This window comes from Streptomyces sp. CB02923 (assembly GCF_001905005.1).
GTDB lineage: Bacteria > Actinomycetota > Actinomycetes > Streptomycetales > Streptomycetaceae > Streptomyces.
Map to the genome: position 1 here is coordinate 707782 of NZ_LWKZ01000025.1, position 14675 is coordinate 722456.

The following is a 14675-nucleotide window of genomic DNA, read 5'->3' on the forward strand; positions in this document are numbered from 1 at the left end:
CGACCGGGTGGCCACCGGGGGCACGCGAAGAGGCGTCCGGTCAGAGCGCGCGGAGCCGGTCGACCGCTTCCCGGAGGACCTTTTCCTGCTTGCAGAAGGCGAAGCGGACGTACGGGGCGCCCTGGTCCTGGTGGTCGTAGAAGACGGCGTTGGGGACGGCCACGACACCGGCGCGGTCCGGGAGGGCGCGGCAGAAGGCGAAGCCGTCCTGCTCGCCGAGGGGGCGGATGTCGGTGGTGACGAAGTACGTGCCGGAGGGCCGGAAGACGCGGAACCCGGCCGCGGCGAGGCCGTCGGCCAGCAGGTCGCGCTTGGCCCGCAGGTCGTCGCGCAGTCCGGTGTAGTAGCTGTCGGGCAGGGCCAGCGCCTCGGCGACCGCGTACTGGAACGGCCCGGCGGAGACGTAGGTGAGGAACTGCTTGGCGGAGCGGACGGCGCCGACCAGCTCCGGGCTCCCGGTGACCCAGCCGACCTTCCAGCCGGTGAAGGCGAAGGTCTTGCCGGCCGAGCCGATGGTGACGGTGCGTTCGCGCATGCCGGGCAGGGACGCCAGCGGGATGTGCTCGCCCTCGTAGACGAGGTGCTCGTACACCTCGTCGGTGATCACCAGCAGGTCGCGTTCGCAGGCGAGGCGGGCGATCTCGGTGAGTTCGGCGCGGTCGAGGACGGTGCCGGTGGGGTTGTGCGGGGTGTTGAGGAGGATGAGGCGGGTGCGGTCGGTGACGGCGTCCCGCAGTTCGTCGAGGTCGAGGGTGTACGTGCCGTCCTCGGCGGACGGGCGCAGCGTCACCGGGACGCGGGTTCCGCCCGCCATCGCGATGCACGCGGCGTAGGAGTCGTAGTACGGCTCCAGCGCGATGACCTCGTCGCCGGGCTCCAGGAGGGCGAGCAGCGAGGCGGCGATGGCCTCGGTGGCGCCGGCGGTGACCAGGACCTCGGTGTCGGGGTCGTACGCGACGCCGAGGTGGCCGTAGAAGCGGTGCTGGTGATCGGCGACGGCGGCGCGCAGTTCGGGGACGCCGGGGCCCGGCGGGTACTGGTTGCCGCGCCCGTCGCGCAGTGCGCGGACGGCCGCCTCCCGGACCTCCTGCGGCCCGTCGGTGTCGGGGAACCCCTGTCCCAGGTTGATCGATCCGGTGCGTACGGCGAGCGCGGACATCTCGGCGAAGATCGTGGTACCGAACTCGGCGAGGCGGCGGTTGAGCAGCGGTCGTGGCATGCCCGCCATCCTCCGCCGAACCTCTGGACTTCCTCAACTGTGCTTTGCGGCGGGCGGGGCACGGGCATGAGCACCGCACCGACGGTCCGGCGCGGGACCGGGGGGCCACAAGGGGGCGCCGGAACCGGAGTGGTCCGAAAGGGGACGCCGGAAGCGGAGTGGATCAGCGCGGACCGGAGAGGGATCGAAGGACACGAACGACACGTACGCCACGTACGACGCGGCTTCGGCCGGGCCCGGGGACAGGGCCGCGGACGGAGCGGATGCCTCGCTTCGGGGGACGGAAAGGAGTGTGGGGCAACGATGGGTTTTCTCGTCTTCCTCGTGATCTGTGTGGTGGTCGCGGCCCTGGTGGCCACGGCGGCGCAGAGCCGCAACGACGGCCGCCGCCGCGGACCCGGCAAGCGCGGGCAGGGCGGTGCCGGCTGGTGGGTGGCCGGTGACCCTGGAGGGGGCGGTGGGCACCACCACGGCCACTCCTGCGGAGGGATCTCCTGCGGGGGCGGCGGCGGGGGCGGCGGGCACCACTCGTCGTCCTGCGGTGGTGGCGGTGGCTGCGGCGGAGGCGGAGGCGGTTCCTGAGGCACGCTCCGGGGTGGCTCCTTAGGCATGCTCCGGGGCGGTTCCTGAGACCCGCTCCGGGGCGGCTTCCGAGACGGTTCGGGAAGCGTTGCTGCCCCGTACACATGCATGGGGCCCATGCAGGTCCGCATATGCGTCCAGCAGGGTCAACGGCGCCTGGGTCATGGGCTGTTGAACAACTGAACTGAGTGGCCCTCTGAGGGATGGAAACCCGGCGAAGATGGGTAAAAACGCTGTGGGCCCCGCTCGTTTCATGATTCCCTCTCCTTAGAGAATCCCAGTTCTCGGACCCCACGTGGGCACGAGTCGGCAGACAGTCGTAACCCTGATCCCGTCTCCGGGGCAGGCCGGCCCACCATCCACTGCGTGCTTGCGGAGCCGACCCATGCTCACGACCCTGAAAACGGCCTACACCGATACCTGCGCAGCCGACCTGGCCTGGGCGCTCGGCCGGGAGCCGCTGCCGGCCCTCGCCGTGCTCGACCTCCGACTCACGCACGCCCACGTGCAGTTGAGGCTGCTCGGAGCATCTCACCAAGTACTCCTGGAGGAGGAGCGGGGCACCTGCTCCGAAACCGTCGCCTGTATACCCGGCAGCAGCACCCCGCTTCCGCTGGGCGTGGCGAAACGCATCGGCGACTGGGAGTACGAATTCGCCGCCCACGTCGAGACGCTCTCGCAGGGATCGTTCGCCGGACGCGCCCAGGAACTGCTCGCCCTGGTCGCCGAACACCCCCACGGCCTTGCCGGAACGTTCCCGGGCTCGCCGCACGCGTTCACCGCGATGCTGGCGCAGCGCGAGGGCGGCCAGGTGCGCTGGCGCACCTGGCACGCCTATCCGCAGGAGGGGCGGCTGGTCGCGACGCGTACGCGGGTCGGGGTCCGGATGACGGCGTCGATCTGAACGGCGGCGGTGGCGGCCGCGCTTCGGGCGGCGCTGCTCCCGTCGGCGCTCTTACTGGCTCGCGGGGCGGAACGCGTACCCGTCGTGCTCCAAGTCGCCTGTGTGGGACGCTCACTACGCTCGTGTGGGTGACATAGGGCAATCCGGGCGTCACGTAGCGTTGCACGACATGATCGAACCGCCTGATCCAGTCCACCGCGGCTCCCCCGAGCCGCCCGAGACCAGGTGTCCGGCGCTGCCCGTACCCGCCGCGCTCGGCCGGCTCCTCGTCCTGGCCACGGTCTTCGTCTGCGCCGCCTGCGGCCTCGTCTACGAACTCGAAATGGTCGCCCTCGCCTCCTACCTGACCGGCGACTCGGTCACCCAGGCATCCGTCGTCCTGTCCGTCATGGTCTTCGCGATGGGCATCGGATCGCTGCTCGCCAAGCGGCTGCGCTGCCGGGCCGCCGTCGGCTTCGGCGCACTGGAAGCGGTCCTCGCGCTGGTCGGCGGCTTCTCCGCGATGGCGCTCTACGCCTGCTACGCCTGGTTCGGCCAGTCCCGCTCCGTCCTGGTCGGCTTCTCCCTGGCGATAGGCATGCTCATCGGCGCCGAGGTGCCGCTGCTGATGACGCTCATCCAGCGGGTGCGCCGCCAGGACGCGGGCGGCGCGGTGGCGGACCTGTTCGCGGCCGACTACGTGGGCGCCCTGGTCGGCGGCCTGGCCTTCCCCTTCCTGCTGCTCCCGGTGCTGGGCCAGGTCTCCGGCGTCCTGCTCACCGGCTCCGTCAACGCGGTGGCCGGCGGCGGCCTGGTGCTCTGGCTCTTCCGCGAAGACCTGTCCGTACGGGCCCGCTGGGCACTGATCGCCACGAACGTGCTCGTACTGGCGCTGCTCGCCATCGGTACGGCACTGGTCTCCCCCTTCGAACGGGCCGCGCGGGACGCGGTGTACGGGTCGGCGGCACGCATCGCGGTCCGTACCGGAGTCCAGGAAGTGGTGATCACGGGCGGTACGGACCCGGCCGCCACGGGGCGGGCCCGCACCACCCGCGACCCCGTGGGCAGTGCGGGCCGGGGCACGGCCCAGCGGGGGCGGCCGGTGCCGGGGGAAGGCGGCGTCGCGGCCGGGAAAGCCGGCGGGCCGCTCGGCCTCTACCTGGACGGACGGCTGCGGGCCAGCGCGGACGGCTCCGTCCCGTACCACGAGGCGCTGGTGCACCCGGCCATGGCCGGCGGACCGCACCGCCGGATCCTGGTGCTCGGCGGCGGCGACGGCCTCGCCGCCCGCGAGGTGCTGCGCTGCCCCGGCGTCACGTCCGTGACGATCGTCGAACTCGACCCGGGCGTGGCGCGCCTGGCCCGCACCGACCCCGGACTGTCCGCGCTCAACGGGCACGCGCTGGACGACCCGCGGGTACGGGTGGTCGCGGGCGACGTGTTCGAGTGGCTGCGGCGGGGCGGCGCGGACGCCCGGAACGGCGGCCCGTACGACGTCGTCATCGCCGACCTCCCCGACCCGGGCAGCACGGCCAGCACCAAGCTCTACTCGCAGGAGTTCTACGGCCTCGCGGCCCGCGCCCTGGCCGCGGACGGACGGCTGGCGGTGCATGCCGGAGAGCCCGCGTCCCGGCCCCTGCCGTTCTGGACGGTGGACGCGACCGTACGGGCCGCGGGCCTGAGAACCGTCCCGTACCGCGTTCCCGGCCGTTTCCCGGCCCGCACCGGCGTGCCGGAACGCTCCTGCGGAACGGCACGCGCCGCCACCGGCCGGCCCGCCTGCGGCTGGGGCTTCCTCCTCGCGGCCCGCCGGGCACCCCGCCTCGACCTGTCCCCGGACGCCCCCGCCCTGCGCTCCCTGACACGCGAGGGCCTCCACTCCGCCGCCCGCGCCGCCGCCCGCACGCGCCTCCCCGGCCTGCCGCCCTCGACGCTGATGCACCCCCGCCACCTGGACTGATGCACGCGTACGGACACGAGCGCGAAGACGGCCACGGGCGGGAGGCACGGCCGCACCGGGCCCGGCGCGCACGCGGCGGGCCGGGCCTGATTCGAACACCACGGACACCCTTCAGGGGGTCCCCGCGGCGCCGGGAAAGGAATTAGGCTCCCATGCCATGGAGCACGAGGTGTACGTTCCGTTTCCCGTCGAGACCGTGCGGCAGGCACTGACCGAGCCGGAGCGCGTGGCACGCTGCATCCCCGGATGCCAACTCGACGCCGACGCGGACCCCGGCACCCCCGGCGGGCGGCTGCGCCTGCGCATCGGGAGTTCCACCATCACCTACCGCGGCACACTGACCGTCACCGTCCGCGGCGCCGACACCGTCACGGTCGAGGCGAGCGGCATGGAATCCCGGGGGGACGGCTCCGCCGAGCTGTCCCTCACCGTGCGGCTCGCCGCCGGACCCGACGACGCCGCCACCACGGTCATGCGCTGCGCCGGTACGGTCACCAGCACGGGCCGCCTCGCGGAAGCCACCGACCAGGCGGCCGAGTCCGCCGGGCGCCGCGTCCTGGACCGCTTCGCCGCCAACCTCGCGGCGGACCTCACCGACAACCCGCCGGACGCCCGGGACAGCGGCACACCGGCCGCGGCCCCCACCGCCGTGGCCGCCTTCGACTCCGAAGTCCCGCAGTCGTCGCTCGACCCGCTCGCCGATGCCGACGACCAGGACGGCACCGCGCCCGCCGAAGCCGCCCACGCACGGCGCACGATGATCGGGCGCAGCGCCGAAGAGGTCGACCACGCACCGCCGCGCGGCCGGTACGCACCCGTGCCCGCCCCGCAGTCGGCGACCACCTCCGCGACCCTGCGCTGGGCGGCACCGGCCGCGGCCCTCGCGCTCGCCTCGGCGGTCGTGGTGGGCCGGGTGCTGCGCCGCCGCCGCTGAGCGGGGCGGTGCGCCGCCGTACCGCGCCCGCTCCCCGTTAGGGTCGGACCGTGAGTGACAACGACACGCGAAACGCCTCGCAGGGGCAGGTGCGGCTCGCCGCGGGCGACACCGAACTGACCGTGGACCCGGCCAACGGCTGCCGCCTCGCAAGCCTGCGCATCGGCGGTACGGAACTGCTCCGGCAGGGCGCCAAGTACGGCTCCTTCCCGATGGTGCCGTGGTGCGGCCGCATCGAGGCGGGGCGCTTCCGCAACGGCGGCGAGATCCACCGGATGCCGCTCAACTCCCCGCCGCACGCGATCCACGGCACCGGCCGCGACGTCGCCTGGAAGACGGCACGCGCCGACGCCACCAGCGCCGTGTTCACCTACGACCTCCTCGACCCGGGCGCCGCCCCCTGGCCGTACCCGGGCCGGGTCACCCAACTGGTCGAGCTGGCCGAGGACGGCAGCTCGCTCACCCTGACCATGGGCGTCGAGGCGAGCGCCGACTCCTTCCCGGCGCAGGCCGGCTGGCACCCGTGGTTCCTGCGCAGCCTGGGCGGCGAAGACGTACGGATCGGCTTCACCGCCGCGTGGCAGGAAGAGCGGGGCGAGGACCACCTGCCCACCGGCCGGCGGATCGACCCGGAGCCCGGCCCCTGGGACGACTGCTTCGGCATGCCGGACGGCGTGGACGTCACCCTCACCTGGCCGGGCCGGCTGGAGCTGAAGGTGACCAGCGGCGCGGAATGGGTGGTGGTCTACGACGAGCAGGAGGAAGCGGTCTGCGTCGAGCCGCAGTCCGGCCCGCCGAACGGCCTCAACACGACGCCGCGCCTGGTCACCCCCATCGAGCCGCTGGAGATCTCCACCACGTGGACCTGGCGCGCCCTGTCCTGAGCCCCGGCGTCCGGCCGGGCCCCGGGACACGTTCTAAGCTCGTGCGCATGACTGACGACGTACGCGGCGATCTGCTGCAGCAGATCAAGGACAAGGCCGTGGTGCACGGCAAGGTGACGCTCTCCTCCGGCAAGGAAGCCGATTACTACATCGATCTGCGCCGGATCACCCTCGACGGTGCGGCCGCGCCCCTCGTCGGGCAGCTGATGCTGGACATCACCGCCGACCTGGACTACGACGCGGTCGGCGGGCTCACGCTCGGCGCCGACCCGGTCGCGGCCTCGATGCTGCACGCCGCCGCGGCGCGCGGCCGCCGGCTGGACGCGTTCGTCGTACGCAAGGCGCAGAAGACGCACGGGATGCAGCGGCGGATCGAGGGCCCGGACATCAAGGGCCGCCGGGTCCTGGTGGTCGAGGACACCTCCACCACCGGCGGCTCGCCGCTGACCGCCGTCGAGGCGGCGCGCGAGGCGGGTGCGGAGGTGGTCGCGGTTGCCACGATCGTGGACCGCGGGGCCGAGACGGCCATCGCCGGTGCGGGGCTGCCGTACATCACCGGTTACCGGCTCGGGGACCTCGGCCTTGCCTGAGGCTCCGGCGGTGGTCGGGCGCTGACCAGCGCTTATCGCAAACGGGTGGTTGGTTTCACGTGAAACCGGCCACCCCTTTGCGTGGCGGTGGCGCGTAGGGGATGTGGAGCAAACCGCCGAGTCTGGGAAGATGAGCCACGGCGATGTCGTCGCCCCCTGGTCAGGGCCCAGAACGCACACCCGCACATCACAAGGAGCGGACAGATGCCCATCGCAACTCCCGAGGTCTACAACGAGATGCTGGACCGGGCGAAGGCAGGCAAGTTCGCCTACCCGGCCATCAACGTGACCTCGACGCAGACTCTGCACGCAGCGCTGCGTGGTTTCGCCGAGGCCGAGAGCGACGGCATCATCCAGATCTCCACCGGTGGTGCGGAGTTCCTGGGCGGCCAGCACAACAAGGACATGGTGACCGGCGCCGTCGCGCTGGCGGAGTTCGCGCACATCGTCGCCGAGAAGTACGACATCAACGTCGCGCTGCACACCGACCACTGCCCCAAGGACAAGCTGGACGGCTACGTCCGCCCGCTGCTGGCCGTCTCCGAGCAGCGTGTGGCCAAGGGGCAGAACCCGCTGTTCCAGTCCCACATGTGGGACGGCTCCGCGGAGACCCTGGCCGACAACCTGTCCGTCGCCCAGGAGCTGCTGGCGCAGGCTGCCGCCGCGAAGATCATCCTTGAGGTCGAGATCACCCCGACCGGTGGCGAGGAGGACGGCGTCACCCACGAGATCAACGACGAGCTGTACACCACCGTCGACGACGCGCTGCGGACCGCTGAGGCGCTGGGCCTGGGCGAGAAGGGCCGCTACCTGCTCGCCGCCTCGTTCGGCAACGTGCACGGCGTCTACAAGCCGGGCAACGTCGTGCTCCGCCCCGAGCTCCTCAAGGACCTCCAGGAGGGCGTGGGCGCCAAGTACGGCAAGCAGTCCCCCTTCGACTTCGTCTTCCACGGCGGCTCCGGCTCCACGGCGGAGGAGATCGCCACGGCGCTGGAGAACGGCGTCGTGAAGATGAACCTGGACACGGACACGCAGTACGCGTTCACGCGGCCGATCGCGGACCACATGTTCCGCAACTACGACGGCGTGCTGAAGGTCGACGGCGACGTGGGCAACAAGAAGACCTACGACCCGCGCAGCTGGGGCAAGCTGGCCGAGGCCGGCATGGCCAAGCGCATCACGGAGGCCTGCTCCAACCTCCGCTCCACCGGCACCAAGATCAAGTAACCCGCCGAACCCAAGAGGGCCCCACGTTCAGGTTGAACGCGGGGCCTTTGCGGTGGGGCCTGCGGCCCGTTGAATGCGTTTGCGCGGTGGGGGTGGGTGCTGTGCGCGGTCTGGCCGGTGGGGGTGGGCTCGGGCCCACGCAGGGGTCACTCCTCGACACCGTGTACGTCAACGGCGAAAACATAGTGAACCCAGATACCCGGCTGCTCTGCGGGGAGACCCCTGCGTGGACCCGAGCCCGGCCGGATTGCGGCTTTCCCGCCATCGTGGCTGCAATACCCCTGCGCGCAGCGCAGGGGCCGGGGCCGTGTCCACCGCGCGCAGCGCGGTGGACTGGGCCCGCCGCGCGGAGCGTGGCGGCTGGGCCAGGCACGCCATGAGGTACGCACCCGCCGCCGGGTGACGCCATGGCCCGTCCCCGCCCCGCCACCGTGGGCCTCACCGCTAGGTGGGCGCCGATCAGGCACGCCGCGGGGTGCGCACCCACCGCCGGGTGACGCCATGGCCGCCCCGCCTCCGTCCCGTGAGCCTCACCATGTGGTGGGCGGGCACGGGGGTGATCGAAGAATTCCCCCCAGCTGGCCGCAGTCGCCAAACGACGTGAGGGGGTGCGTAGGGGGCCATCCCCGCAGAGCAGCCGGGTATCTGGGTTCACAACTACATTCCCCGTTGCCGTACACGGTGTCGAGGAGTTGGCCCCCTGCGCGCCCCCGCCCCACGAGTCACACAATGCGACCCGCCCGCCAGCACACCCCCCGCGCGAAGCGCAAACGCCCACCCCACGCACGCGTGACCCCGCGAATCAGGCCCACCCCGCCCGGGGTACGTCGTCGGCCGCCCCTCCGGGAAGATGGACCGTATGGCCATTCACGAGAACCTCCTCGGGGGACCGCCCCCGACCGAACTGCCCGACGACCCCGAGCCCCGCGAGCTCCTCGCTTCGGGTGCCGCCCCGGCGGATGTCGCGGCGAAGTATCCGACCTCCTCGCTGGCCTGGGCGCAGCTCGCGGACGACGCGTTCCAGGCGGGCCGTACGGTCGAGTCGTACGCGTACGCCCGTACCGGCTACCACCGCGGCCTGGACTCCCTGCGCCGGGCCGGCTGGAAGGGGCACGGGCCGGTGCCGTTCGAGCACGAGCCCAACCGCGGCTTCCTGCGTGCGCTGCACGCCCTCGCCCGTGCCGCGCAGACGATCGGTGAGCAGGAGGAGTACGAGCGCTGCACGACGTTCCTGCGGGAGTCGTCGCCGACCGCGGCGGACACCCTTTCATAAGGCGCTGAGCTGCGCTTCCGGCTGAGGGCCGGGACGGTTCGCGGGCCGGTCGCGCATGCGCGACCGGCCCCTTGCGCGCCTTCGGTGGAGCACGGATGATGCCAGTGGGCCGAAAGATTCCGTGCCCGAGGGGACCGGGGCTCCGTTTGCCGACGGGAAGGAGCGGACCGCTACCCGGAAGCCAGCAGCATCGAGGAGTTCCTCATGTCGCAGCAGTCCGCCCCGCAGAAAGCCCCGGCGCAGCCGGAGACCGCCCCGGCGCAGCCGCAGTCAGATCCGGCGCAGCCGGAGTCCGCCGAAGCCCGGCAGCCCGACCTGAGCATCGGCAGCACGGGTACGACGCCGTACGAGGACTACGTCCACGCGGACGTGCTCACCCACCTCCAGCATCCGCTGTCCGACGATCCGGGCGAGATGGCGTTCCTGGTCACGACGCAGGTGATGGAGCTGTGGTTCACGGTCGTCGTTCACGAGTGGCACACCGCGGCGCAGGCGTTGCGCCGGGACGACCTGCCGGCCGCGATGGAGGCGCTGGAGCGGTCGACCCACCAGATGGAGGCGCTCAACGCGGCGTGGAAGCCGCTGGCGCGGCTGACGCCCGCGCAGTTCAACGCGTTCCGGGGGGCGCTGGGGGAGGGCTCGGGGTTCCAGTCGGCGATGTACCGGCGGCTGGAGTTCCTGCTGGGCGAGAAGTCGGCGTCGATGCTCGTACCGCACCGTGGCGCGCCGCGTGAGTACGCCGAGCTGGAGAAGGCGCTGCAGGAGCCGAGCCTGTGGGACGAGGTGCTGCGGCTGCTGGCGCGCCGGGGGTACGGGATACCCCGCGAGGTGCTGGACCGTGAGGTGACCGCGCGGTACGAGCCGGACGCGCGGGTCGAGGCCGTGTGGGCCGAGGTGTACGAGGGGCCGCGCGACAGCGGACTGGTGCGGCTCGGCGAGGCGTTGACGGACGTCGCGGAGCTGGTGTGGCGCTGGCGAAACGATCATTTGGTGGCGACGCGACGGGCGATGGGAGCCAAGATGGGTACCGGCGGTTCGGCGGGCGTGGCGTGGCTGGAGAAACGGGCCAGCAAGAACGTTTTTCCGGAGCTGTGGACGGCACGCAGCCATGTCTGAACCGGCGGAGCGCGCCGCGGCGCTCGACGGAAAGGACGAACTCGGAGCGGTCCGGGAGAAGTTCGTCCTGGACGACTGCGTGTACCTGGACGGGAACTCGCTGGGGGCGCTGCCCCGCCAGGTGCCCGGCCGGGTCGCGGACGTCATCGGCCGGGAGTGGGGCGAGCTGCGCATCCGCTCCTGGGAGGAGTCGGGCTGGTGGACCGCTCCGGAGCGGGTCGGCGACCGGATCGCCCCGCTGCTGGGCGCCGCGCCGGGACAGGTGGTGGTCGGCGACTCGACCAGCGTCAACGTCTTCAAGGCGGTGGTCGGCGCCGTACGGATGGCGGGCGAGGGCCGGAACGAGATCCTGGCCGACGAGGCGTCCTTCCCGACCGACGGGTACATCGCGGAGTCCGCCGCGCGGATGACGGGCTGCACCCTGCGTGCCCTGCCGGCCGCGCGGATACCCGGCGAGGCCGGCCCCCGGACCGCGCTCGCGCTGGTCAACCACGTCGACTACCGCACCGGCCGGCTCAACGACCTGCCCGGCATCACCGCCGCGCTGCACGAGGCCGGGGCCCTGGCGGTCTGGGACCTGTGCCACAGCGCGGGCGCGCTGCCGGTCCGGCTGGACGCCCATGGCGTCGACCTCGCGGTGGGCTGCACGTACAAATACCTGAACGGCGGGCCGGGCGCGCCCGCGTACCTGTATGTGCGCGAAGAGCTCCAGGCGCGGTTCGACTCACCGCTGCCCGGCTGGAACTCGCACGCCGTGCCCTTCGGCATGGACCCCGCCTACGCCCCGGCCGACGGCATCATCCGCGGCCGCGTCGGCACGCCCGACATCCTGTCGATGCTCGCCCTGGAGGCGGCCCTGGACGTCTGGGACGGCGTGTCCGTCGAGGCCGTACGGGCCAAGAGTCTCGCGCTCGGCGACTTCTTCCTGGAGTGCGTGGACGCCCACGTCCCCGAGGGACGGCTGCGCTGCGTCACCCCGCGCGAGCACCCGCTGCGGGGCAGCCAGATCGCCCTGGCGTGCGCCGACGCGGGGAAGGTGATGACGGAGCTGATCCGGCGCGGGGTGATCGGCGACTTCCGCCACCCCGACGTGCTGCGCTTCGGTTTCACGCCGCTCTACACCTCCTTCGCGGACGTGGCGCGCGCCGCGCGGGTGCTGGGCGAGGTCGTGGGGTGAGCGGACCGGGCGCCGGGGACGAGGAGGCGGCGCTGCTCGGCCTCGCCTCCGCGGCGCCCGACGCGGCGCTGGCGTACGGGCCGCATCCGGACCAGGTGATCGACCTGTACGGGCCGCAGAACGACGGGCCGGTGGTGCTGCTGTTGCACGGCGGGTTCTGGCGCGCGGCGTACGACCGTACGCACCTGTCGCCGCTCGCGGCGGAGCTGGCCCGGCACGGGTTTCCGGTCGCCCTCGCCGAGTACCGCCGGGCGGGCGCGGGCGGCGGCTGGCCGCGTACGTACGAGGACGTGACGGCCGCCGTGGCCGCGGTGGAGCGGCCCGTGGTGGCCGTGGGGCACTCGGCGGGCGGACACCTCGCGCTGCTCCTGGCCGGCCGCCGCGGCCCGGACGCGCCGCGGCGGATCGTCGCCGTCGCGCCCGTCGCCGACCTCGCGCGCGCCCACGAGCTGGGACTGAGCGGCGGCGCGGTGGCGGAGTTCCTGGGCGCCGGGGCGGGGTGGGCGGACCGGCTCTCCGCCGCGGACCCGGTGCGGCGGCTGCCGGGTACGGTGCCCGTGACCCTCCTGCACGGCACCGCCGACGCCGACGTGCCCATCGAGCTGTCCCGCCGCTACGTACGGGCGGCGGAGGCCGCCGGCGGCCCGGCACCGGTGCTGCGGGAGCAGCCCGGCACGGGCCACTACGCGCCCGTCACTCCCGGCACGGACGCCTTCCGCGTCCTCCTCGCCACCCTCCGTAGTACTTGAGGAGGAGGCCCGCAGATCCGCTCAGGAGGGGACGACCGCGGACCGCGCTCTGCTTACCGTGGTGTACGTGAACCAGACGACCCGCACGCAGCGCGACGACCTGCGCTCGGAAGCCCGACTCGTCCGCGGCGCGCTGAACCGGCTGCGCCAGGACCTGATCGTGGACGCCTTCGCCTTCCGCCCGATGCTGCCCCTGGACGACGCCCGCTTGTCCGGGTGGTCGTGGGTCCCCCAGCGGCTGCGCCGCCATGTGCGCTGGGCTCCGCACGTCGTGCTCGCGTCCGTCGCGGCCCTCGTGTTCCTCGCGACCACGAGCGTGATGGCCCGCAGCGGCCCGCTGAGCTTCCTCATCACGGCGGTCTTCAGCTTCCTGCTCGCCGCGCCGCTCGCGCTGACGCTGTTCCGCCCGGTCGGCGCGTTCTGGCTGTCGGGCGGGGCGCTCGGCTTTGCGGCGCTGGCCTACGTCGTCACCGGGTCCGGATCCTCCGGGTACGAGATCGGCTTCGTCACCCACACCGCGGTGATGGTCCTGGTCGTGCTCCGTACCCGGCCCCGGCTGGCCGCCGAGATGTGGCTGACCACCATGGCCGGGGCCGCGGTGATGGTGCTGCTCGCGCCCCGGGCGATCTCGGACGTGGCGCCGTTCGCGGTGCTGACGGTGCTGGTGCTGGTGCCCGCCGCCGCCATCCGCGCCTGGCGCGAGGAGCGGCAGAACGTCGTCGAGACGCAGACCGCCACCGCCGAGGAGCGCTCCCGGCGCACGCTGCTGGAGGAACGCGCCCTGATCGCCCGCGAGCTGCACGACGTGGTCGCGCACCACATGTCCGTCATCGCCATCCAGGCCGAGGCCGCCCCGTACCGCGTCAAGGACACCCCGCCCGAGCTGGCCACCTCCTTCTCGACCATCCGGGAGAACGCGGTGGCGGCGCTGACCGAGCTGCGGCGCATCCTCGGCGTCGTACGGTCCGAGGACCCGGACGCCTTCGCCGACTCCGACCCCGAGGCGCCGCAGCCCACCCTCGCCAGCCTCGACTCGCTGCTGGAGAGCGTGCGCGGTGCGGGACTCGTCGTCGAGGCCGTGGTCACCGGCGCGTCCCGGCCGCTGCCGCAGGGCGTCGAGCTGTCCGCGTACCGCATCGTCCAGGAAGGGCTGAGCAACGCGCTGCGGCACTCGCCGGGCGCCGAGGCGCGGGTGGAGATCTCGTACGTGCTCGGCGGACTCGGACTGCGTATCGTCAACGGCAAGGCGAGCCGGCTGGCCAAACCGTCACCGGGCGCCGGACACGGCGTACTGGGGATGCGGGAACGGGTGCAGATGCTGGGCGGGGAGATCACCGCGGACCACACCCAGGACGGCGGATTCGAGGTCGCGGCGTTCATACCGGTCACGGCGGCACAGGGCACGGCGGGGGAGAAGACGAAATGATCCGGGTACTGATCGTCGACGACCAGGTGATGGTCCGGGAGGGCTTCTCGGTCCTGATGGGCGCGATGCCGGACATCGAGGTCGTCGGGGAGGCCGTGGACGGCCGGCAGGCGGTGGCCAAGGTCGCCGAACTGCGCCCCGACGTGGTCCTGATGGACATCCGGATGCCGGAGATGAACGGGCTGGAGGCGACCCGCGAGATCGTCGCCGCCGACGCGGACGCCAAGGTGCTGGTGCTGACCACCTTCGACCTCGACGAGTACGTCTACCAGGCGCTGCGCGCCGGGGCGAGCGGCTTCCTGCTCAAGGACGCCTCGGCGGGCCAGCTCGCGGAGGGGGTACGGATCGTGGCGGGCGGTGAGGCGCTGCTCGCGCCGACCGTCACCAAGCGGCTGATCTCGGAGTTCTCCAAGCTGGACACGCCGAAGGCCCCCACCCAGGAACGCGTCGGCGACCTCACCGAGCGCGAGACCGAGGTCCTGGTGCTGGTGGCCCAGGGCCTCTCCAACGGTGAGATCGCCGAACATCTGGTCGTCGCCGAGTCCACGGTGAAGACCCACGTCAGCCGCATCCTGGTGAAACTGGGCCTCCGCGACCGCACCCAGGCGGCGGTCTTCGCGTACGAGGCCCGGCTGGTCACGCCGGGCGGGTGAGC

At 72.8% G+C, this 14675-nt stretch carries 14 protein-coding genes; 13 read left to right on the top strand and 1 reads right to left on the bottom strand.

Annotated elements, in window-relative coordinates; all coding sequences use genetic code 11:
- Window positions 1-40: 40 nt before the first annotated feature.
- Complete coding sequence (locus A6A06_RS31350) at window positions 41-1219, bottom strand: pyridoxal phosphate-dependent aminotransferase (RefSeq protein WP_073766063.1); 1179 nt, start codon at window positions 1217-1219, stop codon at window positions 41-43.
- Window positions 1220-1522: 303 nt separating this feature from the next.
- Between A6A06_RS31350 and A6A06_RS31355 the strand changes: the two genes are divergently transcribed.
- The 13 genes from A6A06_RS31355 to A6A06_RS31415 all read left to right on the top strand — a co-directional run bounded on the left by A6A06_RS31355 (window position 1523) and on the right by A6A06_RS31415 (window position 14673).
- Window positions 1523-1801, top strand: a complete 279-nt coding sequence (locus A6A06_RS31355; RefSeq protein ID WP_073765723.1) for a hypothetical protein — start codon at window positions 1523-1525, stop codon at window positions 1799-1801.
- A gap of 385 nt (window positions 1802-2186) precedes the next feature.
- A complete protein-coding gene (locus A6A06_RS31360) occupies window positions 2187-2705 on the top strand; it encodes a DUF2617 family protein (protein ID WP_073765725.1) in 519 nt (172 codons plus the stop codon).
- A 169-nt stretch (window positions 2706-2874) separates the two neighbouring features.
- Entirely contained in the window at window positions 2875-4644 is a 1770-nt protein-coding gene (locus A6A06_RS31365; protein ID WP_073765726.1) for a spermidine synthase, read from the top strand.
- Window positions 4645-4801: 157 nt separating this feature from the next.
- A complete protein-coding gene (locus A6A06_RS31370) occupies window positions 4802-5578 on the top strand; it encodes an SRPBCC domain-containing protein (protein WP_073765727.1) in 777 nt (258 codons plus the stop codon).
- 50 nt (window positions 5579-5628) lie between these two features.
- A complete protein-coding gene (locus A6A06_RS31375) occupies window positions 5629-6462 on the top strand; it encodes an aldose epimerase family protein (protein WP_073765728.1) in 834 nt (277 codons plus the stop codon).
- Window positions 6463-6509: 47 nt separating this feature from the next.
- Window positions 6510-7052 (top strand): orotate phosphoribosyltransferase, encoded by a 543-nt coding sequence (gene pyrE, locus A6A06_RS31380; RefSeq protein WP_073765729.1) that lies wholly within the window; start codon window positions 6510-6512, stop codon window positions 7050-7052.
- Between the two features lie 204 nt (window positions 7053-7256).
- Entirely contained in the window at window positions 7257-8279 is a 1023-nt protein-coding gene (fbaA, locus tag A6A06_RS31385) for a class II fructose-bisphosphate aldolase (RefSeq protein WP_073765730.1), read from the top strand.
- Between the two features lie 859 nt (window positions 8280-9138).
- Complete coding sequence (locus tag A6A06_RS31390; protein ID WP_073765731.1) at window positions 9139-9552, top strand: DUF3151 domain-containing protein; 414 nt, start codon at window positions 9139-9141, stop codon at window positions 9550-9552.
- Window positions 9553-9756: 204 nt separating this feature from the next.
- Entirely contained in the window at window positions 9757-10668 is a 912-nt protein-coding gene (locus A6A06_RS31395; protein ID WP_199931281.1) for a tryptophan 2,3-dioxygenase family protein, read from the top strand.
- Window positions 10661-11845 (top strand): kynureninase, encoded by a 1185-nt coding sequence (kynU, locus tag A6A06_RS31400; protein ID WP_073765732.1) that lies wholly within the window; start codon window positions 10661-10663, stop codon window positions 11843-11845. The genes A6A06_RS31395 and kynU overlap by 8 nt, the downstream gene beginning before the upstream one ends.
- Entirely contained in the window at window positions 11842-12594 is a 753-nt protein-coding gene (locus tag A6A06_RS31405; RefSeq protein ID WP_073765733.1) for an alpha/beta hydrolase family protein, read from the top strand. The genes kynU and A6A06_RS31405 overlap by 4 nt, the downstream gene beginning before the upstream one ends.
- 67 nt (window positions 12595-12661) lie before the next feature.
- Window positions 12662-14020: a sensor histidine kinase gene (locus A6A06_RS31410; protein ID WP_073766067.1), complete on the top strand. Its 1359-nt coding sequence runs from the start codon at window positions 12662-12664 to the stop codon at window positions 14018-14020.
- Complete coding sequence (locus A6A06_RS31415; RefSeq protein ID WP_073765735.1) at window positions 14017-14673, top strand: response regulator; 657 nt, start codon at window positions 14017-14019, stop codon at window positions 14671-14673. Before A6A06_RS31410 ends, A6A06_RS31415 begins: the two co-directional genes overlap by 4 nt.
- The last annotated feature ends 2 nt before the right edge of the window (window positions 14674-14675 follow it).